The 24,250-nt window shown below is 76.5% G+C and carries 2 protein-coding genes; both read left to right on the top strand.

Annotated elements, in window-relative coordinates; genetic code table 11:
* Window positions 1–8: 8 nt before the first annotated feature.
* Window positions 9–10,694 (top strand): type I polyketide synthase, encoded by a 10,686-nt coding sequence (locus ACQP2P_RS22445; protein WP_433618868.1) that lies wholly within the window; start codon window positions 9–11, stop codon window positions 10,692–10,694.
* Window positions 10,691–24,223, top strand: coding sequence for a type I polyketide synthase (locus ACQP2P_RS22450; RefSeq protein ID WP_433618870.1), 13,533 nt, complete (start codon window positions 10,691–10,693; stop codon window positions 24,221–24,223). The genes ACQP2P_RS22445 and ACQP2P_RS22450 overlap by 4 nt, the downstream gene beginning before the upstream one ends.
* The last annotated feature ends 27 nt before the right edge of the window (window positions 24,224–24,250 follow it).

Below are 24,250 nucleotides of genomic sequence, written 5' to 3' on the forward strand. Positions count from 1 at the left end.
ACAGACTGATGGCGGATGAGGAGAAGCTCCGCGAGTACCTCGCGCGGGTCATCGCCGAGCTGCAGCAGACCCGCCAGCGGCTGCGGGACCTCTCCGAGCCCGAGCTGGACCCCGTCGCGATCGTCGGCATGGGCTGCCGGTACCCGGGCGGCGTGACCAGCCCCGAGGACCTCTGGGAGCTCGTCGCCACCGGCCGGGACGCCATCTCCGGCTTCCCCGCCGACCGCGGCTGGGACGCCCGGCTCGGACACGGCACCGGGTACGGCCTCGACGCCGGCTACGCCCCGCTCGGCGGCTTCCTCGACGCGCCCGGCGGGTTCGACGCGGCGCTGTTCGGCGTCTCCCCGCGCGAGGCGACGGCGATGGACCCGCAGCAGCGGCTGCTGCTCGAGGTCGCCTGGGAGGCCCTGGAACGCTCCGGGATCGCGCCGCTGTCGCTGCGCGGCAGCCGCTCCGGCGTCTTCATCGGCACCTCCGGCCAGGACTACGCCGCGCTGCTGCAGCAGGCGGCGGCCGGCGTCGAGGGCTACCTGCTCACCGGCACCGCGGCCAGCGTCGTGTCCGGCCGGCTGGCGTACTCGTTCGGCCTCGAAGGCCCCGCCGTGACCGTCGACACCGCCTGCTCCTCGTCCACCGTCGCCATCCACCTGGCCTGCCAGGCCCTGCGCGAGCGCGAGTGCACCCTCGCCCTGGCCGGCGGCGCGACCGTGATGGCGACCCCGGGCGCGTTCGTCGAGTTCTCCTACCAGCGCGGCCTCGCCGCCGACGGCCGCTGCAAGTCGTTCGCCGCCGCCGCCGACGGCACCGGCTGGTCCGAGGGCGTCGGCGTGCTCGTCCTGGAACGCCTCGCCGACGCCCGCCGGCTCGGCCACCGGGTCCTCGGCGTCATCCGCGGCTCGGCGGTGAACCAGGACGGCGCCAGCAACGGGCTCACGGCCCCGAACGGCCCGTCGCAGCAGCGGGTCATCCGCCAGGCCCTCGCCACCGCCCGGCTCACCCCGGACGAGGTCGACGCCGTCGAGGCCCACGGCACCGGCACCACGCTCGGCGACCCGATCGAGGCCCAGGCGCTGCTGGCCACCTACGGCCAGGAGCGCCCCGCCGACGCGCCGCTCTGGCTCGGCTCCATCAAGTCGAACATCGGCCACAGCCAGGCCGCCGCGGGCGTCGCCGGGATCATCAAGATGGTCATGGCGATGCGCCACGGCGTGCTGCCGAAGACCCTGCACGTCGACGAGCCGACCCCGCACGTCGACTGGGCGGCCGGGGCGGTCTCGCTGCTGACCGAGGCGCGGCCGTGGCCGGCCGTGGACCGCCCGCGCCGGGCCGCGGTGTCGTCGTTCGGCATGAGCGGCACCAACACGCACGTCATCCTCGAACAGCCCGAACCGCGGCCCGAGGAGGAGCCGGCGCCCGACGCGCGCCCGGCCGGCGGCCCGGTGCCCGTGCTCGTCTCGGGCCGCAGCGCCGCCGCGCTCACCGCGGTCGCGGGGAGCTGGTCGCGGTGGCTGGCGGCGCACCCCGAGGCCGAGCCCGGCGATGTCGCCTGGGCGTCGATCGCGTCGCGGTCGGTGCTCGAACACCGGGCCGTGGTCCTGGCCGAGCGCCGCGAGGAGCTGGTCGAACGCCTGCGTGACCTCTCCGGCGGCGTGGTGGGGCTCGCGGCCCCCGACCGGCGGGTCGGCGTGCTGTTCTCGGGCCAGGGCGCCCAGCGGGCCGGGATGGGCGCCGGTCTGGACTTCCCGGTGTTCCAGCGGGTGTACGCCGAGGTGTGTGCGCACTTCGGTGCGCTGCCGGACGAGCGGATCGACGAAACCGAGATCACCCAGCCGGCGTTGTTCGCGATCGAGGTGGCCCTCTACGAGCAGTTGAAGGCGTGGGGTCTCCAGCCTTCGGTGGTCGGCGGTCACTCGATCGGTGAGCTGGTCGCGGCCTATGTGGCCGGGGTGTGGTCGCTGGATGACGCCTGCAAGGTGGTCGCGGCCCGGGCGAGGTTGATGCAGGCGCTTCCGGCCGGTGGGGGGATGCTCGCGGTTGCCGCTCCGGTTGAGGACGTGCCCGAGGGTGTCTCCGTTGCCGCGATCAACGGCCCGAACGCGTGGGTCCTGTCCGGCCCGGCCGAGTTGTTGCCCGAATTCCCTGGCGTTCGGACGAGCCGGCTGCGGGTGTCGCACGCGTTCCACAGCGCGCTGATGGAGCCGATGCTCGACGAGTTCCGCGCGGTCCTCGACACGGTCACGTTCCATGCGCCGCAGCTGCCGATCGTCTCCAACGTCACCGGTGGGCTGATCACGGAGTTCGACGCCGACTACTGGGTGCGGCACGTGCGGGGCACCGTGTTGTTCGCCGACGACGTGGCCGCCATGCGCGAGGCCGGGGTCGACACCTTCCTGGAGGTCGGGCCCGACTCGGTGCTCGTGCCGCACCTGCCGTCCGATGACGCGGTGGTGGTCGGGACGCTGCGGCGCGACCGGGACGAGCGGGAGTCGCTGCTGCGGGCCGTCGCGGGGCTGTACGTGGCCGGGGTCGACGTCGACTGGGCCGCGGTGCTCGGGGGCGCCGGGCGGGCGGTCGACCTGCCCACGTACCCGTTCCAGGAGCAGCGGTACTGGCCCGAGCCCGGCACCGCCGAGCCCGCCGACCAGCCCAGCGCCGCGGATGCCCGCTTCTGGTCCGCCGTCGAGCGCGAGGAGCTCGCGGGCCTCGCCGCGACCCTGCACGCCGACGACGCCGCCGAGGAGTCGCTGCGCGTGGTCGTGCCGCTGCTCTCCTCGTGGCGGCGGCGGCAGCGCGACCGGTCGCTGATCGACTCGTGGCGGTACAAGATCAGCTGGACGCCCATCGCGAACCCCGCCGCGACCGATCTCGCCGGCCGGTGGCTCGTGGTCGTCCCGCCCGGGACCGATGGGGGTGACGTGGCCGCGGCCCTGCGCGACGGGGGAGCGGACGTCGAGATCGTGCCCTCCGTCGAGGCCGTCGAGGCCGTCGAGGCCGCCGCGGACGGCGAGCCGGTGCGGGGCATCGTGTCGTTGCTCGCGCTCGACCGGGAGGGCGGGCTGCTCGCCAACCTCGCGCTGAGCCAGACGCCCGGCGAGGCGAGGCTCTGGTTCGTCACCCGGGGCGCGGTGGCGGCCGGGCCGTACGACCGCGACATCGACCCGGCGCAGGCCGCCACCTGGGGCCTCGGCCGGGTCGTGGGCCTGGAGGCGCCGCAGCGCTGGGGCGGCCTGATCGACCTGCCGCCGCATGCGGACACGGACACCTGGGCGAAGCTCCGCGCCGTCCTGGCCGGCACCTCCGACGAAGACCAGCTCGCGATCCGCCCCGCCGGGGTCTTCGTGCGCCGGCTCGTCCGCGCCGAGATCGGCGGGAACCCCGCGGCCCGCCCGTGGACCCCGTCCGGGACCGTCCTGATCACCGGCGGCCTCGGGGCCCTGGGCCGGCACCTCGGCCGCTGGCTCGCCGCCGAGGGCGCCGCCCACCTGGTCCTGCTCGGCCGGCGCGGCCTGGACACGCCCGGCGCCGAGCAGCACGCGGCCGAGCTGCGCGACCTCGGCGTGCGCGTCACCGTCGCCGCCGTCGACGTCGCCGACGCCCGGGCGCTCGCCGCGCTCGTCGAGGGCGTCGAGGCCGGCGGCGACCGCATCACCGCCGTCGTCCACACCGCCGGCCGCTCGCAGACCACGCCGCTCGCCGACGTCACCGCGGCCGAGTTCGCCGCCGTGGCCGCGGGCAAGGCCGACGGCGCCACCAACCTCGCCCGCGTCTTCGCCGAGCGCGAGCTCGACGCCTTCATCGTGTACTCGTCCATCGCCGGCACCTGGGGCAGCGCCGGGCAGTCCGCGTACGCCGCCGCCAACGCCCACCTCGACGCCCTCGTCGAGCAGCGGCGCCGCGCCGGGAAGCCGGGCACCGCGATCGCCTGGGGCCCGTGGGCGGCCGGCGGCATGGCCGGCGAGTCCGGCTCGGACGGCGACACCACCGAGGAGCAGCTGCGCCGCCGCGGCGTGCCCGGCCTCGACCCGGCCCTCGCCATCGCCGCGCTGCGCCAGGCCGTCGAGCACGGCGACGCCTGCGTCACCATCGCCGACGTCGACTGGCGCCGCTTCGCCCCGACGTTCGCCGCCACCCGCCCCCGGCCGCTGCTGCGCGGCGTCGCGGAGGCGGCCCGCGCCATGGACGCCGGCGACCCGATCGGCGCCGACCTCGCCGACGAGGCCGTCTCGCTGCGCGCCGGGCTGGCGAGCCTCGACACCGCCGCCCGCCTCGACGTGCTCACCACGCTCGTGCGGGACCTGGCGGCCGCGGTCCTCGGCCACGCCGACGCCACCGACCTGCCCGAGACGGGCACGTTCCGCGACTGCGGCTTCGACTCGCTCACCGCGGTCGAGCTGCGCAACCGCCTGTCGGCCGCGGTCGGGCTGCGGCTGGCGACCACGCTCGTGTTCGACTACCCGACGCCCCGCGCGCTCGCCGACCACCTCCTCACCGTGCTGCTGCCCGGCGAGGCGCAGGGGCCCGCGGCGGTCGCCGGCCCCGCCGACGGGCTCGGCGAGGAGATCGCCATCGTCGCGATGAGCTGCCGCTACCCGGGCGGCGTGACGAGCCCCGAGGACCTCTGGCGCGTCGTCGACGGCGGCGTCGACGTCATGTCCGACTTCCCGGCCGACCGCGGCTGGGACCTCGGCCGGCTCTACGACCCGGACCCCGAGCGCGCCGGGACCTTCTACGCCACCGCGGGCGGCTTCCTCGACGGCGCCGCCGCCTTCGACGCCGGGTTCTTCGGCATCAGCCCCCGCGAGGCCCTGGCGATGGACCCGCAGCAGCGGCTGCTGCTGGAGGCGTCGTGGGAGGCGGTGGAGCGGGCCGGGGTGGATCCTCAGGGGTTGCGCGGTGCGCCGGTTGGGGTCTTTGTGGGGACCAACGGTCAGGATTACGGGGCTCTGCTGATGGGAGCCGTGGACGACACGGGTGGTTTTGCGGGCACGGGCAATGCAGCGTCGGTGGTGTCCGGGCGGGTGGCGTACGCGTTGGGGTTGGAGGGGCCGGCGGTGTCCGTGGATACGGCGTGTTCCTCGTCGTTGGTGGCCCTGCACCTGGCCGTCCAGTCCCTGCGGCGCGGCGAGTGTGACCTGGCCCTCGCGGGTGGCGTGACCATCATGGCGACGCCGGGTCTGCTGGTGGAGTTCTCGCGGCAGCGCGGCCTGTCCGAGGACGGCCGCTGCAAGGCGTTCGCGGCCGCGGCGGACGGCACCGGCTGGAGCGAGGGCGTCGGCGTGCTGCTCGTGGAGCGCCTGGCCGATGCGCGCCGCAACGGCCACCCGGTGCTCGCGCTGGTCGCGGGCAGCGCGGTCAACCAGGACGGCGCCTCGAACGGTCTGACGGCCCCGAACGGCCCGTCGCAGCAGCGGGTGATCCGCCAGGCGCTCGCCGACGCCGGTCTGGCACCGTGCGACGTGGACGTGGTGGAGGCGCACGGCACGGGCACGACGCTGGGTGATCCGATCGAGGCGCAGGCGCTGCTGGCGACCTACGGTCAGGATCGGGGCGAGCCGCTGCTGCTGGGCTCGATCAAGTCGAACATCGGCCACACCCAGGCGGCCGCGGGCGTCGCGGGCATCATCAAGATGGTGCTCGCCATGCGGGCGGGTGTCGTGCCGGCGACCCTGCACGTCGACGCCCCGACCCCGCACGTGGACTGGTCGGCGGGGAAGGTGGAGCTGGCGACCGGGGCCCGGCCCTGGCCGTCCACCGGCCGGCGCCGGGCCGGCGTGTCGTCGTTCGGTATCAGCGGCACCAACGCCCACGTCATCCTGGCCCTGCCCGACGAGACGCCCGGCGAGACCCCCGAGACGAGCGGCCTGGTCATCGGGCCGGTGGTCTGGCCGATCTCGGGCCGCAGCGCCGCGGCGGTCGCCGAGCAGGCGGCCCGGCTCGCGGACATCGCCCACACCGCCTCCCCGGAGCGGATCGCGTGGTCGCTCGCGACGACCCGGGCGGTGTTCGACCACCGGGCGGCCACCGTGGGCCGGACCACCGAAGAGCTGCTGGCCCCCGTCGAGATCACCGGCGCGGCCGACGGCGGGCGGATGGTGTGGGTGTTCCCGGGCCAGGGGGGCCAGTCGGCGGGTATGGCGGCGGGCCTGTTCTCGTCGTGCCCGGTGTTCGCCGACGCGATCCTGGAGTGTCAGCTCGCCTTGGCGCCGTGGCTGGATGTGGATATCGCGGGTCTGTTGACCGGGGATGACACGGACTGGCTGGACCGGGTCGAGATCGTGCAACCGGTGCTGTTCGCGGTCGGTGTGGCGTTGTCGCGGGTGTGGCTGCACGCGGGTGTGAAGCCGCATGCGGTGATCGGTCATTCGCAGGGCGAGATCGTGGCCGCGCACGTCGCCGGGATGCTGTCGCTGGACGACGCGGCCCGGGTCGTGGCGGTGCGGGCGCGGGCGTTGAAGGCGCTGAAGGGCACCGGGACGATGGCCTCGGTGCCGCTGACGGTGGACGAGGTGCCCGACGATGTGGTGGTCGCGGCGGTCAACGGGCCGCGGACGCTGGTGGTGGCGGGGGAGCCGGACGCTGTGCAGCGCCTCGTGGACCGCGTCGAGGGCGCGCGGCTGATTCCGGTCGACTACGCCTCGCATCATCCGAGCGTGGAGCGGGTCCGGGGCCAGGTGCTCGCGGATCTGGCCGGGATCACGATCCAGCCCGGCCACACGCCGATGATCTCGACCGTGGCCGGGGCGACGATGTCCGCCGAGTACTGGATGGACAACCTGCGCCAGCGCGTCGAGTTCGAGTCCGCCGTGCGCACCGCCCTCGAATCCGGGCACCGCACCTTTGTCGAGATCTCCGCCCATCCGGTGCTCACGATGGCGCTCACGCAGATCGTCGACGACGCCCACGTCCTGGACACCCTGCGCCGCGACGCCGACCAGCCCACCCGGCTGCTCACCAACCTCGCGAAGGCCTGGGTGCTCGGGCACCCCGTCGCGTGGAACCGGGTGCTGGGGCGGACCGCGATCGTGGACCTGCCCACGTACCCCTTCCAGCGGCAACGGTTCTGGCCCAGCATCACCGCACCGCAGCACACCGCCTCCGACGGGCTCGGGGCCGTGCGGCTCGCCGGCGAGGACGGCCTGGTCGTCACCGAGCGGCTCGGCGTGACCATCCAGCCGTGGCTCGCCGACCACCGCGTCGGCGGCACGGTCATCGTGCCCGGCACCGCACTGCTCGACCTGGTGCTGCGGGCCGGCGAGCAGCTCGCCGCGGACCGGGTGGCGGAGCTGACCCTCGCCGCGCCCGTCGCCCTCCCGGAGACCGGCGCGGTCCGCGTCCAGGTCCGCGTCGGCGCCCCCGACGAGTCCGGGCTGCGGCCGGTCACCATCCACTCCCAGCCCGACGGGCCCCTCGATGCCCCCTGGACCCGCCACGCCGACGGCCTCGTCGCGCCCGCCGGCCCGGCGACCACGGGCGGCGCGACCGGGGCCTGGCCGCCCGCCGGGGCCGAGCCGATCCCGTTCCAGCCCGCCGAGTGGTACGCGGCGATGGCGGAGCGAGGCCTCGCGTACGGCCCGGCCTTCCGCGGCCTCGAGCGCGTCTGGCGCCACGGCGACGAACTGCTCGCCGAGGTCGCGCTGCCCGACCCGGACGCCGACACCGAACGCTTCGGGCTCCACCCGGCCCTGCTCGACGCCGCCCTGCAGGCCACCGCGCTCGGCGGCTTCTTCGGCGAGGCCGAGGGCCGGGCGTACATGCCGTTCGCCTGGGCCGGCGTCGACCTCTACGCGCAGGGCGCCACCCGGCTGCGGGTGCGCCTCGCCCCGGCCGGTGACGACGCGGTCCGCATCAGCGTCGACGACCAGCACGGCGAGCCCGTCGCCGCCGTGGCCTCGCTCGCGTTCCGGCCCGCCGCCGGGGCCGGGGCGGCCGCGGAGGCGGACGGGGAGTCGCTGTACCAGATCGACTGGATCGAAACCACCGCCACCGAGCACACCCTTGACCGCCGCCCCCTGCCCGAGCTCGTCGCCGCCATCGCGGCCGGCGAACCCGCGCCCGACGCCGTCATCGCCGACATCACCGGGACCGACCCGCTGCGCACCACCGCCGAGACCGCCGCGCTGCTGCAGGCCTGGCTCGCCGAGCCGGCCCTCGACGCCGCCCGGCTGGTCCTGCGCACCCGCGGCGCGATCGCGGTCGACGGCGCGGAGGCGGTGCCGGACCTGGCCGCCGCCCCCGTGTGGGGCCTGGTCCGCTCGGCCCAGTCCGAGCACCCCGGCCGGTTCGTCCTGCTCGACACCGACGGCTCCGCCGAGGACCGCCTGAGCGGCGACGAGCCGCAGCTCGCCGTCCGCCGCGGCGCGCTGCTCGTCCCGCGGCTCGCCCGGGCCGGGCGCCACGGCACCGTCGTGCTGCCGGAGACCGGCGCGCTGCCGTGGCGGCTCGACGTCGGCGAGCAGAACAGCCTCGACAGCCTCGTCGTCCGGCCCGCGCCGGAGGCCGCCGCCCCGCTCGGCCCGACCCAGGTCCGGGTCGAGCTGCGAGCCTCCGGCGTCAACCTGCGCGACGTCGTGCTGACCCTCGGCATGGTGCCCGACCAGCACGTGCTGGGCAACGAAGGGGCCGGTGTCGTCGCCGAGGTCGGCGCGGAGGTCACCGGGTTCGCGCCCGGCGACGCGGTGCTGGGCATCTTCTCCGGCTCGTTCGCCTCGACCGCCGTCACCGAGGCCCGGCTCCTCGCGCACAAGCCGGCCGCCTGGTCCTACACCGAGGCCGCCACCGTCCCGGTCGCGTTCCTCACCGCCTACTACGGGCTCGTCGACGTCGCGAACGTGCGGCCCGGCGAGTCCGTGCTGATCCACTCCGCCGCCGGTGGGGTCGGGCTCGCGGCCGTACAACTCGCCAAGCACCTCGGCGCGACCCTCTTCGGCACCGCCAGCCCCGGCAAGTGGCCGGCGCTGCGCGCCACCGGGATCGCGCTGGCGTCGTCACGGACCCTCGACTTCGAGGACGCCTTCCGCGAGCGGACCGGCGGCCGGGGCGTCGACGTCGTCCTCAACGGACTGACCGGCGGGTTCGTCGACGCGTCGCTGCGGCTGCTCGCCGAGGGCGGGCGGTTCGTGGAGCTCGGCAAGACCGACAAGCGGCCGCCGCAGGACGTCGAGCGCGAACATCCGGGGGTGCGCTACCGCGCCTTCGACCTCATCGAGGCCGGCTACGACCGCATCGGCGCGATGCTCACCGAGCTCATGGACCTCTTCGCGCGGGGCGTGCTGCGGCCCCTGCCGGTGCGGGCCTGGGACGTCCGCCAGGCCCCGGAGGCATTGCGCTTCCTCAGCCAGGCTCGCCAGATCGGCAAGATCGCCGTCACCGTCCCGCGCCCGATCGACCCCGACGGCACGATCCTCATCGCCGGCGGCACCGGCACCCTCGGCGCGCTGCTCGCCCGGCACCTCGTCCGGCGCCACGGCGCCCGCCGGCTGCTGCTGGCCAGCCGCCGCGGCCTCGACGCCGACGGCGCCGTCGACCTGGCCGCGCAGCTGAAGGCGGCCGGCTGCGAGGTGACCGTGGCCGCCGCCGACCTGACCGACGCCGACGCGGTGGACGAGCTGGTCTCCGGCGTCGACCCCGCCGCCCCGCTGACCGCCGTGATCGTGGCGACCGGCGTCCTCGACGACGCCGTGATCGAGTCGCTGACGGCCGAGCGCATTGCGGCGGTACTGCGCGCCAAAGCCGACCCCGCCCGTCACCTGCACCACGCCACGCGCGGGACGGACCTGGCCGCCTTCGTGCTCTTCTCCGCGGCCGCGGGCGTGCTCGGCGGCCCCGGCCAGGGCAACTACGCCGCCGCCAACACCTACCTCGACGCCCTCGCCCACGACCGCCGCGCCCACGGCCACCCGGCGACGTCGCTCGCCTGGGGCCGCTGGGAGCAGGCCAGCGGCATGACCGGGCACCTGGCCGCCGGGGACGTGCGCCGGCTCGCCCGGGCCGGCGTCGACGCCCTGGCCACCGCCGAGGCGCTGGACCTCTTCGACCGGGCGCTGCGCTCCGGCCGGCCGCTGCTCGTGCCGACCCGCCTGGCCGCCGGGCCCGGCCCCGGCCCGGTGCCGCCGCTGCTGTCGGGGCTGTTCCGCCCGGCCCGGCGCACGGTCGCCGCGGGCGGGGCGCAGCAGGCGGCCGACGGGCTGCGCACGCGGCTCGAGGCGATGCCCGACGACCAGCGCGGCCCGGCCGTGCTCGCGCTCGTCTGCGCCCACGTCGCCGTCGTGCTCGGCCACCCCGACCCGGCCGGCATCGACCCCGGCCGCGCCTTCCGGGAGCTCGGCTTCGACTCGCTGACCGCCGTCGAGCTGCGCAACCGGCTCGGCGCCGCGACCGGCCTGCGGCTCGCCGCGACCGTCGTGTTCGACCACCCCACCCCGAACGTCCTCGCCGAGCACCTCCTGGCCCAGCTCGTCACCGCCGCCCCGACGGCCGGGCAGCGGGCCGCGGACCAGCTCGACCGGCTCGAGGCGCTGCTGGCCGGCCTCGACCCGGCGGACGACGGGTTCACCGCCGTCACCGAGCGGCTCGGCGCGCTGCTGTCGCGGCTCACCGACCGCCGCGACCCCGGCGCCGAGGACGACGACGACCTCGACCGGGCCACCGCCGAGAACATCTTCGACCTGATCGACCGCGAACTGGAGACACAATGACCGGCGCCGTCGAGGACGAGAAATACGTCGAGTACCTCAAGCGCACCACCGCGGAGCTGCGCCGCAGCCGGCGACGGGTGCGTGAGCTGGAGGACCGCGACAGCGAGCCGCTGGCGATCGTCGCGATGACGTGCCGGTACCCGGGCGGCGTGACCGGCCCCGAGGACCTCTGGCGGCTCGTCGCCGACGGCGCCGACGGCATCGCCGAGTTCCCCGGCAACCGCGGCTGGGACCTCGACGCGCTCTTCGACCCCGACCCCGACAAGCCCGGCACGAGCTACGTCCGCGAGGGCGGCTTCCTCTACGGCGCCGGCGACTTCGACGCCGAGTTCTTCGGCATCAGCCCGCGCGAGGCGCTCGCCATGGACCCGCAGCAGCGGCTCCTGCTGGAGACGTCCTGGGAGGCCTTCGAGCGGGCCGGGCTCAGCCCCGCGGCCCTGCGCGGCAGCCGGACCGGCGTCTTCGTGGGCGCCTCGTCGCAGGGGTACGACGGCGTGCTCGCCCAGAGCGAGAGCGCCCAGGGCCACCTGCTCACCGGCAACGCGGCCAGCGTCGTCTCCGGCCGCGTCGCCTACACCCTCGGCCTCGAAGGCCCGGCCGTCACCGTCGACACCGCGTGCTCGTCGTCGACCGTGGCCCTGCACCTGGCCGGGCAGGCCCTGCGGCAGCGGGAGTGCGACCTGGCCCTCGCCGGCGGCGTCACCGTCATGGCGACCCCGCACGTCTTCATCGGCTTCTCCCGCCAGCGCGGACTCGCCCAGGACGCCCGCTGCAAGGCGTTCGCCGCGGCCGCCGACGGCACCTCGTGGTCGGAGGGCGTCGGCCTGCTGCTGCTGGAGCGGCTCTCCGACGCGCAGCGGCTCGGCCACCCGATCCTCGCCGTCGTGCGGGGCAGCGCGGTCAACCAGGACGGCGCGTCCAACGGTCTCACCGCCCCGAACGGCCCCGCCCAGCAGCGGGTCATCCGCCAGGCCCTCGCCAGTGCCGGGCTCACGCCGTCCGACGTGGACGTCGTCGAGGCGCACGGCACCGGCACGACGCTCGGTGACCCGATCGAGGCGCAGGCGCTGCTGGCGACCTACGGCCAGGACCGTGAGCGGCCGCTGTGGCTGGGTTCGGTGAAGTCGAACATCGGGCACACGCAGGCGGCGGCGGGTGTGGCCGGGGTCATCAAGATGGTCATGGCGATGCGTCACGGGGTGCTGCCGAAGACGCTGCACGTGGACGAGCCGACGCCGCACGTCGACTGGACCGCCGGATCGGTGTCCCTGCTCACCGAGGCCCGGCCGTGGCCCGCGACGGACCGCCCGCGACGGGCCGCCGTGTCGTCCTTCGGCGTCAGCGGCACCAACGCGCACACGATCCTCGAGCAGGCCCCCGAGGCCGAAGCCACGGACCGGCCGGCCCCGCCGGCCGGTCCGGTGCCGGTGCTGCTGTCGGCCCGCAGCGCCGCCGCCCTGGAGGCCCTGACCGGTCGGTGGACCCGCTGGGCCGAGGCCCACCCGGAGGTCACCGCCGCGGAGGTCAGCCGCGCGTCGATCGCGGCGCGGTCGGTCCTGGAGCACCGGGCCGTCGCCGTTACGCAGGACCCGTCCGACCTCGCCGGGGCCGTCGCCGGGGTCGCGGCGCCCGGCCGCCGGGTCGCGGTGCTCTTCTCGGGCCAGGGCGCCCAGCGCGCCGGCATGGGTGCCCAGCTGCACGGCGTGCACCCGGTCTTCACCCGTGTCCACGACGAGGTGCGCGCGCACTTCGGCGACCTGCCGGACGAGCGGATCGACGAAACGCAGATCACGCAGCCGGCCCTGTTCGCGATCGAGGTGGCGCTGTACGAGCAGCTGCGCGCCTGGGGCCTCAAGCCGGAGGTCGTCGGCGGCCACTCGATCGGCGAGCTCGTCGCGGCCTACGTCGCCGGCGTCTGGTCGCTCGAGGACGCCTGCGCGATCGTGTCCGCCCGCGCCCGGCTCATGCAGGCCCTGCCCTCCGGCGGCGCGATGCTCGCGGTCGCCGGCGCGGTCGAGGACCTGCCCGAGGGCGTCGCCGTCGCGGCCGTCAACGGGCCGGACGCGATCGTGCTGTCGGGACCGGCCGAGGCGCTCGACGCCCTGCGGACCCCGCACCGGACCCGGAGACTGCGGACCTCCCACGCGTTCCACTCGGCGCTGATGGACCCGATGCTGGACGAGTTCCGCGCGGTGCTCGCCGGCGTCACGTTCCACCCGCCGAAGATCCCGATCGTCTCCAACGTCACCGGCGAGCTGATCGACAGGTTCGACGCCGAGTACTTCGTGCGGCACGTGCGCGAGACCGTCCGGTTCGCCGACGACGTCACGACGCTGCGGGACCGGGGCATCAACACGTTCCTCGAGGTCGGCCCCGACACGGTGCTCGTACCGCACCTGCCCGCCGGTGACGCCGTGGTCGCCGGGACGCTGCGCCGCGGCCGGGACGAGCGGGAGTCGCTGTTGCGGGCCGTCGCCGAGCTGTTCGTCTCCGGCGTCGACATCGACTGGGCGGCCGTCACCGGCGTCGCCGGCGCGGCTGCCGCCGACCCCCACCTGGACCTGCCCACCTACCCGTTCCAGCGCACCCGCTACTGGCCCGAGCCCGGCGAGCTGCCGGTCTTCGGGGCCGACGCCGAGTTCTGGGCCGCCGTCGAGCGCGAGGACGTCACCGACCTCGTCGAGCGGCTCGGCGCGGGGGAGGAGGTCCGCGGCTCGCTCGACGCGCTCGTGCCGGTGCTGTCGGCGTGGCGGCGCAGCCGGGCCCGGGAGAGCGCCCTCGACGGCTGGTGCCACCGGGTGCGGTGGGAGCCGCTGCCGACGCCCGCCGCGGACGGCCGGCTCACCGGGCGCTGGGTGGTGTTGTCGGCGGATGGGGGTGCCGCCGACATCGCCGGCATCCTGGAGACCGCCGGGGCCACCGTCGCCACCGCGGGGGACGATCTCGACGGGGCGGCCGGGGTCATCGTCGTCGTGCCCGAGCACGACACCGTGCTCGCCGGGCACCCGGGCGTCTCCGCCGGCGTCGCCCTGCTGCTCGACACCGTCCAGCGCAGCACCGCGCCCGTCTGGTGCGTCACCCGCGGCGCCGTCAGCGTCGGGGCCGGCGAGCGGATCAGCGAGCCGCTGTCGAGCCTCGCCTGGGGGCTCGGCCGGGTCGCCGGCGTCGAGCGGCCGGACCGGTGGGGCGGCCTGATCGACCTGCCGGCCGCCGCGGCGCCCGGCGCCGACCTGGCGCTGCGGCACCTCCCGGCCGTGCTCGCCGGGGCGAGCGAGGACCAGGTGGCGCTGCGCCGCAGCGGCATCCACGGGCGGCGGCTCGTGCGCACCGCGGCACCGGCCGACGCCTGGGCGCCGGCGGGGACCGTGCTCGTCACCGGCGGTACCGGCGCACTGGGCGCACACGTCGCGCGCTGGGCCCTCGAGCACGGCGCGACCCGCGTGGTGCTGCTGTCCCGGCAGGGGCCCGCCGCCCCGGGCGCGGACGAGCTGCGCCGGCTCGGGGCCGTGGACATCGTCGCCGCCGACTGCACCGACCGGGACGCGCTCGCCGCGGTGCTCGACGGCATCGAGGACCTCGACGCGGTCGTGCACACCGCGGGCGTCCTCGACGACGGGGTCCTCGACGGGCTCGACGCCGACCGGATGCAGCGCGTGCTGGCCGTCAAGGTGGAGGCCGTACGGCACCTGCACGACCTGACCGCCGGCCGTGCCCTGTCCGCGTTCGTGCTCTTCTCCTCCGTCGCCGGCGTGTGGGGCAGCGCCGCGCAGGGCAACTACGCCGCCGGCAACGCCTACGCCGACGCGTTCGCCGCCTGGCGCCGCGACCGGGGCCTGCCCGCCACCGCCCTGGACTGGGGCGCGTGGGCCGAGGCCGGCATGGCCGCCGACGCCGCCACCGCCGCCCGGCTCGCTCGCGGCGGCCTCAAGCCGCTCCCGCCCGCCGAGGCCGTCCGCGCCCTCGCCCGCGTCAACGGCCCGCACCCGGCCCTCGCCGTCGTCGACGCCGACTGGCCCCGGCTCGCCCGCTCCCTCGCGGCCCAGCGCCCGCAGCCGCTCCTGCACGGCCTGCCCGGCGTCCACCCGGGGCCGGGCGGGGACTCGGCCCAGCACATCACCGCCGGCACCGTCCCCGCCGGGCGCTCCCTCGCCCAGCTCACCGACCTCGTCGCCGCCCAGGCCGCCGACGTCCTCGGCTACCCCGAGCGCCACCGGCTGCCCGACCGGCCGTTCAAGGACCTCGGCTTCGACTCGCTGACCGCGCTGGACCTGCGCAACCGGCTCGCCCAGGCGACCGCCCTGACGCTGTCGTCCACCGTCGTCTTCGACTACCCGACCGTCGCCGAGCTCGCCGGTCACCTGCACCAGCTCTCCGCCCGAACCACTGCCGGAACCACTGCCGGGACCGCCACGCTCGACCGGCCCGCGGCCGGCGCCGCCACCGACGAGCCGATCGCGATCGTGTCCATCGGCTGCCGGCTGCCCGGCGGGGTCGCCTCGCCCGAGCAGCTCTGGGACCTCGTCGTCAACGGCGTCGACGCGCTCGGGCCGGTGCCCGCGGAGCGGGGCTGGGACGTCGCCGGCGACGGCGGGTTCGTCGCCGGCGCGGGCGAGTTCGACGCGGCGTTCTTCGGCATCAGCCCGCGCGAGGCCCTGGCCATGGACCCGCAGCAGCGGCTGCTGCTGGAGACCTGCTGGGAGGCGATCGAGCGGGCCGGTCTCAACCCGGACGCCCTGCGCGGCAGCTCCACCGGCGTCTTCGTCGGCACCAACGGGCAGGACTACGGCTCGCTGCTCATGGCCACCGGCGGCGCCGACGAGAACTTCCTGTCCACCGGCAGCAGCGCCAGCGTCATCTCCGGCCGGGTCGCCTACACCCTCGGCCTGCACGGCCCGGCCGTCACCGTCGACACGGCGTGCTCGTCCTCGCTCGTCGCGCTGCACCTGGCCGCCCAGGCCCTGCGGCAGGGCGAGTGCGACCTGGCCCTCGCCGGCGGCGTCACCGTCATGGCGACCCCGGGCATCTTCATCGGCTTCGCCCGCCAGAACGGCCTGGCCGCCGACGGCCGCTGCAAGGCCTTCGCCGACGCCGCCGACGGCACCGGCTGGGGCGAGGGCGCCGGCGTCCTGGTGCTGCAGCGCCTCAGCGACGCCCGCCGCGACGGCAACCCCATCCTCGCCGTCGTGCGGGGCAGCGCGGTCAACCAGGACGGCGCCTCCAACGGTCTGACGGCCCCGAACGGCCCGGCCCAGCAGCGGGTCATCCGCCAGGCGCTCGCCAACGCCGCGCTCACCACCGGCGACATCGACGCCGTCGAGGGCCACGGCACCGGCACCACGCTCGGCGACCCGATCGAGGCCCAGGCGCTGCTCGCCACCTACGGGCAGGGCCGGGACCGGCCGCTGTGGCTCGGCTCGATCAAGTCCAACATCGGCCATACGCAGGCCGCCGCGGGCGTCGCCGGGGTCATCAAGATGGTGATGGCGCTGCGCCACGGTGTCCTCCCGCCGACCCTGCACGTCGACCGCCCGTCCACCCACATCGACTGGTCCGCCGGCGCGGTCGAGCTGCTCACCGAGCGCCGCGACTGGCCCGCCGCCGACCGGCCCCGCCGCGCCGCGGTGTCGTCGTTCGGCATCAGCGGCACCAACGTGCACACGATCCTCGAGCAGGCGCCCGACCAGCCGGTGCCGCCGCGGCCCGGCGGCGCGGCGACGACGCTGCCCTGGGTCGTCAGCGCCAAGTCCGACGAGGCGCTGCGGGCCGCCGCCGCGGCGCTGGCGGACCGGGCCGAGACCGCCGACCCGGCCGACATCGGCAGCTCCCTCGTGACCACCCGGGCCGCTCACGAGCACCGGGCCGTCACCCTCGGCCGGACCGCCGCCGAGCACGTCGCCGCGCTGCGGGCCGTGGCCGCCGGCGAGCAGGCCGCGAACGCCGTGCGCGGCGTGGCCGGCCCGGCCAAGGTCGCCTTCGTCTTCCCCGGCCAGGGCGCCCAGTGGGCCGGCATGGCCGCCGAGCTCCTCGCGACCGCGCCGGTCTTCGCCGAGCGGCTGCACGAGTGCGCCGCGGCCCTCGCCCCGCACATCTCCTGGTCCCTGCTCGACGTGATCCACGGCGTCGAGGGCGCCCCGCCGCTGGAGCGGGTCGACGTCGTCCAGCCGGTGCTGTTCTCCGTCGGCGTCTCCCTCGCCGCCCTCTGGCGCTCCTACGGCGTCGAGCCCGCCGCCGTCGTCGGGCACTCCCAGGGCGAGATCGCCGCCGCCTGCGTCGCGGGCGCGCTCGGCCTCGGCGACGCCGCGCGGATCGTCGCGCTGCGCAGCCGTGCCATCCTCGAGCTCGCCGGCCTCGGCGGCATGGTCTCCGTCGCCACCCCGGCCGCCGAGGCGGAGGCGACGATCGCCGGCTGGCCCGGCGAGGTCGCGCTCGCCGCCGTCAACGGCCCCGCGTCCGTCGTCGTCTCCGGCGCCACCGCCGCGCTCGACGAGCTCGTCGCCGCCTACGAGGCCCGCGGCGTCCGGGTCCGGCGCATCGCCGTGGACTACGCGTCGCACTCGGCCCAGGTCGACCGGATCGAGGCCCGGCTCGCCGAGCAGCTGGCCGGGGTCGAGCCGCGCCCGGCCGAGATCCCGTTCTACTCCACCGTCGAGCCCGGCTGGGCCGACACGACGACCCTCGACGCCGCCTACTGGTTGCGCAACCTGCGCCGGACCGTCCGCTTCGAGGACGCCGTCCGCGGCCTGCTCGCCGAGGGCTTCGGGGTGTTCGCCGAGGTGAGCCCGCACCCGGTGCTCACCCTGGCCGTCCAGCAGACCGTCGACGACGTCCGGGCCGCCGACTCCTCGGCCCCGCCCGCCGCGGTGCTCGGCACCCTGCGCCGCGACAACGGCGGCCTCGACCGGTTCCTCACCTCGCTCGCCGAGGCCCACGCCGGCGGGGCCCGCGTCGACTGGCGGCCCGCGTTCGCCGGGCACCACCCGCGCCGCGTCGACCTGCCCACGTACCTGTTCCAGCGCAGGCTCTACTGGCCGTCCGCGCGGCCCGCCGCGGACGCGGCGACGAGCCCGGCCGACGACCCGTTCTGGGCCGCCGTCGACCGCGCCGACATCGGGGAGCTCGTCGCCCAGCTCGGCGAGCACACCCGCTCCTCGCTCGACGCCCTGGTGCCGGCGCTGTCGTCCTGGCGGCGCGAGCGGCGCAGCGGGGCCGAGATCGACTCGTGGCGGTACCGCGACGCCTGGCGCCCGATCCCGCTGCCGTCCGCGAGCACCCTCGACGGCGTCTGGCTGATCCTCACCCCGGCCGGGATCGCGATGGACGCCGCCGCCGAGTGCGTCGACGCCCTCGAGCTCGCCGGCGCCGAGGCCCTGCCGGTGCTGATCCGGCCCGACCAGACCGGCCGCGACGCCCTGGCCGCCATCGTGTCCGACGCCACCGGCGGCGAGCCGGTCGCGGGCATCCTGTCCCTGCTCGCCCTCGACGAGCGCCCGCACGCCGGCCACCCCGCCGTGCCCGGCGGGTTCGCCGCGACCGTCGCCCTCGTCCAGGCCCTCGGCGACGCCGGGCTCCGCGCGCCGCTGTGGTGCGCCACCCGCGGCGCCGTCCGCGCCGGCGAGACCGACCTCCTGCCGCACCCGCTGCAGTCGATCGTCTGGGGCTTCGGCCGGGTCGCGGCGCTGGAGCACCCCGAGCGCTGGGGCGGCCTCGTCGACCTCCCCGAGACCTTCGACGGCCAGACCGGCCGGCGGCTCTGCGCCGTGCTGGCCGGCGCCACCGGCGAGGACCAGACCGCGATCCGCGCCGCCGGCGTGCTCGGCCGGCGGCTCCTGCGCGCCCCGCTCGCCGGCGCCGCTCCGGCCCGGACCTGGCGGCCGACCGGCACCGCGCTGGTCACCGGCGGCACCGGCGCCCTCGGCCGGCACATGGCCCGCTGGCTCGCCCACAACGGGGCCGAGCACCTCGTGCTCGTCAGCCGCCGCGGCCGCGACGCCATCGACGTCGACGGGCTGGAGGCCGAGCTCAACGCGCTCGGCGCCCGCGTCACCGTCGCCGCCTGCGACGCCGCCGACCGCGACGCGCTCGCCGCCGTCATCGCCGCCATCCCCGCCGAGCACCCGCTGACCACCGTCGTGCACACCGCCGCGGTGCTGGACGACTCCGTGATCAACTCGCTCACCGTCGACCAGCTCGACCGCGCCCTCGCCGCGAAGGCCATGGCCGCGCTCAACCTGCACGAGCTGACCCGCGACCGGGACCTGTCCGCGTTCATCCTCTTCTCGTCCCTGGCCGGCACCGCCGGGGCCTCCGGGGTCGCCAACTACGCGCCCGGCAACGCCTTCCTCAACGCCCTCGCCCAGCACCGCCGGGCGGCCGGGCTGGCCGCGACCTCGATCGCCTGGGGCGCGTGGGGCGGCGGCGGGATGGCGGCGGGCGAGTTCGGCCGGACCCTCGACCGCCACGGCGCCCCCGAGATGGCCCCCGAGCTGGCCGTGGCCGCCCTCCAGCAGGCCCTCGACCACGACGAGGCGTTCCTGACGATCGCGAACATCTCCTGGGAGCGGTACCTCGTCGCCTTCACCGCGACCCGCCCCAGCCCGCTCATCGCCGAGGTCCCCGACGTCCAGCGGCTCCGCGCGACCGAGGTCGCGGCCGGCCCGGCCGCCGCGACCGGGACGGCCGACGGCTCCCCGCTCGGCACCCGCCTCGCCGGCCTCGCCGCCGCCGAGCGCCACGCCACCCTGCTCACCCTGGTCCGCGCCCAGGCCGCCGCCGTGCTCAACTACCCGGCCCCCGACGACGTGGTGCCCGGCCACGCCTTCCGCGACCTCGGCTTCGACTCCGTCACCGCCGTCGACCTGCGCAACCGGCTCGCCACCGCGACCGGGCTGCGGCTGCCCGTCACCCTCGTCTTCGACTACCCGACCCCGACCGCCCTGGCCCGCCACCTCGACGAGGAGCTCGGCGGCGCCACCGCGACCGCCGCCCGGCCCACCGGGGTCTCCGACGGCTCCGAGGAGCCGATCGCGATCGTCGCCATGAGCTGCCGCTTCCCCGGCGGCAGCGACACCCCCGAGGAGTTCTGGCGGATGCTCGCGGCCGGCCGCGACGCCGTCTCCACCCTCCCCACCGACCGCGGCTGGGACATCGACGGCCTCTACGACCCCGACCCGGGCCGCGCCGGCACCTCCTACGTGCGCTCCGGCGCGTTCGTCTACGACGCCGGCGAGTTCGACGCCGGGTTCTTCGGCATCAGCCCCCGCGAGGCCCTCGCCATGGACCCGCAGCAGCGGCTGCTCCTCGAGTCCGCGTGGGAGGCGATCGAGCGGGCCGGGGTGGATCCTCAGGGGTTGCGCGGTGCGCCGGTTGGGGTCTTTGTGGGGACCAACGGTCAGGATTACGGGGCTCTGCTGATGGGAGCCGTGGACGACACGGGTGGTTTTGCGGGCACGGGCAATGCAGCGTCGGTGGTGTCCGGGCGGGTGGCGTACGCGTTGGGGTTGGAGGGACCGGCCGTGTCCGTGGACACAGCGTGCTCATCGTCGCTGGTGGCCCTGCACCTCGCGGTGCAGTCCCTGCGACGGGGCGAGTGTGACCTGGCCCTCGCGGGTGGCGTGACCATCATGGCGACGCCGGGCCTGCTGGTGGAGTTCTCCCGCCAGCGCGGCCTGTCGCCCGACGGGCTCTGCCGGGCGTTCGCGGCCTCCGCCGACGGCACCGGCTGGGGCGAGGGCGTCGGCCTCCTGCTCGTCGAGCGCCTGGCCGATGCGCGCCGCAACGGCCACCCGGTGCTCGCGATCGTCGCGGGCAGCGCGGTCAACCAGGACGGCGCCTCGAACGGTCTGACGGCCCCGAACGGCCCGTCGCAGCAGCGGGTGATCCGCCAGGCCCTCGCCGACGCCGGGCTCGTCCCCGCCGACGTCGACGTGATCGAGGCCCACGGCACCGGCACCACGCTCGGCGACCCGATCGAGGCCCAGGCCCTCCTGGCCACCTACGGCCAGGACCGCGACACCCCGGTGCTGCTCGGCTCGGTGAAGTCGAACATCGGCCACACCCAGGCGGCCGCGGGCGTCGCGGGCATCATCAAGATGGTGCTCGCCATGCGGGCGGGTGTCGTGCCGGCGACCCTGCACGTCGACGCCCCGACCCCGCACGTGGACTGGACGGCCGGCGCGGTCGAGCTGGCGACGGAGGCCCGTCCGTGGCCGGCGACCGGTCGGCCGCGCCGGGCCGGGGTGTCGTCCTTCGGCATCAGCGGCACCAACGCCCACGTCATCCTGGCCCTGCCCGACGAGCCGGCCGCCGAAACACCGCCGGCCGACGGCCTCGTGTCCGGCGCCGTGATCTGGCCGGTGTCCGGCCGGACCCCGGCCGCGGCGCGCGCCCAGGCCGCACGGCTGGCCCGGTTCGTCCGCGCCAACCCCGGGCTCCCCGCCGACCGGATCGCCTGGTCGCTCGCGTCGACCCGGTCGGCCTTCGAACACCGGGCGGCCGCCGTGGGCGACAGCACCGAAGCACTCCTCGCCGGGTTGGACGAGCTGAGCGTCGCGGCCGGCGACGGCGGGCGGATGGTGTGGGTGTTCCCGGGCCAGGGCAGCCAGTCGGCGGGCATGGCGGCGGGCCTGTTCTCCTCGTGCCCGGTGTTCGCCGACGCGATCCTGGAGTGCCAGCTGGCATTGGCGCCGTGGCTGGACGTCGACATCGCGGGCCTGCTCACCGGGGACGACACTGGGTGGCTGGACCGGGTCGAGATCGTGCAGCCCGTGCTGTTCGCCGTCGGCGTGGCCCTCTCACGGGTCTGGCAGCACGCGGGCGTGAAGCCGCACGCGGTGATCGGTCACTCGCAGGGCGAGATCGTGGCCGCGCACGTGGCCGGGATCCTGTCGCTGGACGACGCCGCCCGGGTCGTCGCCGTGCGGGCGCGGGCGTTGAAGGCGCTGAAGGGCACCGGGACGATGGCCTCGGTGCCGCTGACGGTGGACGAGGTGCCCGACGATGTGGTGGTCGCGGCGGTCAACGGGCCGCGGACGCTGGTGGTGGCGGGGGAGCCGGACGCGGTGCAGCGCCTCGTGGACCGCGTCGAGGGCGCGCGGCTGATTCCGGTCGACTACGCCTCGCACCACCCCAGCGTGGAGCAGGTCCGGGACCAGGTGCTCGCCGGCCTCGACGGCATCACCGTCCGGCCCGGGCACACGCCGATGATCTCGACGGTCGCCGGGGCGACGATGTCCGCCGAGTACTGGATGGACAACCTCCGCCAGCGCGTCGAGTTCGAGTCCGCCGTGCGCACCGCCCTCGAATCCGGGCACCGCACCTTTGTCGAGATCTCCGCCCATCCGGTGCTCACGATGGCGCTCACGCAGATCGTCGACGACGCCCACGTGCTCGACACCCTGCGCCGCGACGCCGACCAGCCCACCCGGCTGCTCACCAACCTCGCGAAGGCCTGGACGCTCGGGCACCCCGTCACCTTCGACACCGTGCTGCCGCACACGGCGACCGTGGACCTGCCGACGTACGCCTTCCAGCAGCAACGCTTCTGGCCCACCCCCGCCCCGCAGCAACCGGCCGCGGCCGACGGCCTCGACGCCGACTTCTGGGCCGCCGTCGAGCGTGAGGACCTCGCCGCCCTCGCCGACTGGCGCCGCCGCCGCGAGGCCCGCGCCGTGACCGACGGCCTCGCGTACCGCATCGCCTGGGACCCGATCCCGCGCCCCGAGCCGACCACCGGCCCGTCCAGCTGGCTGATCGTCGCCGCCGGACCGGACGACGGCCTGGCCGAGCAGCTCCAGCGCCGCGGCGCGCGGACCCACGTGCTCAGCCCCGGCTCGGACATCCCGGCCGACGTGGTGTTCGACGGCGTCCTGCACGTGGCGGACTCGCTCACCACGACCCTCGCGCTCGTGCAGACCCTCGGCGCGGCCGGCGTCGCGGCCCCGCTGTGGTGCCTCACCCGCGGCGCCGGGACGGACCCGGAGCAGGCCGCGATCTGGGGCCTCGGCCGCGTCGTCGCCCTCGAACACCCCGAGCGCTGGGGCGGCCTGATCGACCTGCCGTCCACGATGGACGATCGCGGCTGGGACCTGGTGTGGGCCGCGCTCACCGGCGCGCACGGCGAGGACCAGCTCACCATCGACGGCGGCGGACTGCTCGGCCGGCGGCTCGTGCGGGCCGCGGCCGTCGAGCCCGACGCCGACGCGGAGCCCGAGTTCCGCGGCACGGTCCTGGTCACCGGCGGCACCGGCGCCCTCGGCGCCGAGCTGGCCGGCTGGCTCGCCGAGCGCGGCGCCGAACACCTGCTGCTGCTCAGCCGCCGCGGGCCCGACGCGCCCGGCGCGGCCGCCCTCACCGAACGCCTGGAGGCCCTCGGCGCTCGGGTCACCATCGCCGCGGCCGACGTCGCCGACCGTGACGCGCTCGCCGCCGTGCTCGCCGCCGTCCCGGCCGAGCTGCCCCTCACCGCCGTCTTCCACGCCGCCGGCGTCCTCGACGACGGAGTCCTCGACCGGCTCACCGCCGAACGCGTCAGCGCCGTCCTGCGGCCCAAGACCGTCGGCGCGCTCAACCTCGACGAGCTCACCCGCGACCACGACCTCCGCGCGTTCGTCCTGTTCTCCGCGATGGCCGCCGAGATCGGCAGCGCCGGCCAGGGCAGCTACGCCGCGGCCAACGCCTTCCTCGACGCGCTCGCCGAGCGCCGGCACCGCCGCGGCCTCCCCGCGACCGCCGTCGCCTGGGGCCCCTGGGCCGTCGACGGCATGGCCGCGGGCGACGCCGTCGTCGAGGAGCGCCGCAAGCGCAGCGGCGTCACCGGCCTGCCGGCCGAGCGGGCCCTGGCCGCGCTGCGCCAGAGCCTCGGCCGCGGCGAGCCCGTCACGGTGGTCGCCGACATCGACTGGGAGCGGTTCGTGCCCGGCCTCGTCGCCGTGCGCCCGTGCCCGCTGCTCGGCCGGATCGCCCCGCAGGCCCGCCAGGCCCTCGCCGACCCGGCCGGGGACGCCGCCGGCGGCCCGGCGCTCGGTGCCCGGCTCGCCGGCCTCGCCCCCGCCGAGCAGGAGCAGGCCGTCGTCGACCTGGTGCGCGGGCACGCCGCCGCGGTCCTGGGCCACGCCTCGCCCGAGGCGATCGAGGTCGAGCGGCCCTTCCGCGACTTCGGCTTCGACTCCCTCACCGGCGTCGAGCTGCGCAACCGGCTGATCGCCGCGGCCGGGGTCCGGCTGCCGGCGACCGTCGTGTTCGACTACCCCAACTGTGTCGCGCTGGCCGACTACGTGCGGGCCCTCGTCCTCGACGGTGCCGTGGCGGTCGACAACCCGGTCTTCGGCGACCTGGACCGGCTCGAGGCCACGCTGACCCGGGCCGCGCCCGACCGCAGCGCCCGGGCCCGGATCGCCGAGCGGCTGCACGCGCTGCTCGCCGCCGTCAACGCCGAGGACGGCGCCGGGGACGGGACGGTCACCGAGCGGATCGAGTCGGCGACTCCGGACGAGCTGTTCGACTTCATCGACCGCGAGCTGGGGGTGTCGTGATGGCCATCGCGAGAACGGCGCTGACGA

Source organism: Dactylosporangium sp. CA-139114 (assembly GCF_050955725.1).
Classification (GTDB): Bacteria; Actinomycetota; Actinomycetes; order Mycobacteriales; family Micromonosporaceae; genus Dactylosporangium.

Excerpts from the sequence above, each read along its gene's own strand:
- ACQP2P_RS22450 (WP_433618870.1), top strand. The coding sequence starts at position 10,691 with ATGACCGGCGCCGTCGAGGACGAGAAATACGTCGAGTACCTCAAGCGC.
- ACQP2P_RS22445 (WP_433618868.1), top strand. The coding sequence starts at position 9 with ATGGCGGATGAGGAGAAGCTCCGCGAGTACCTCGCGCGGGTCATCGCC.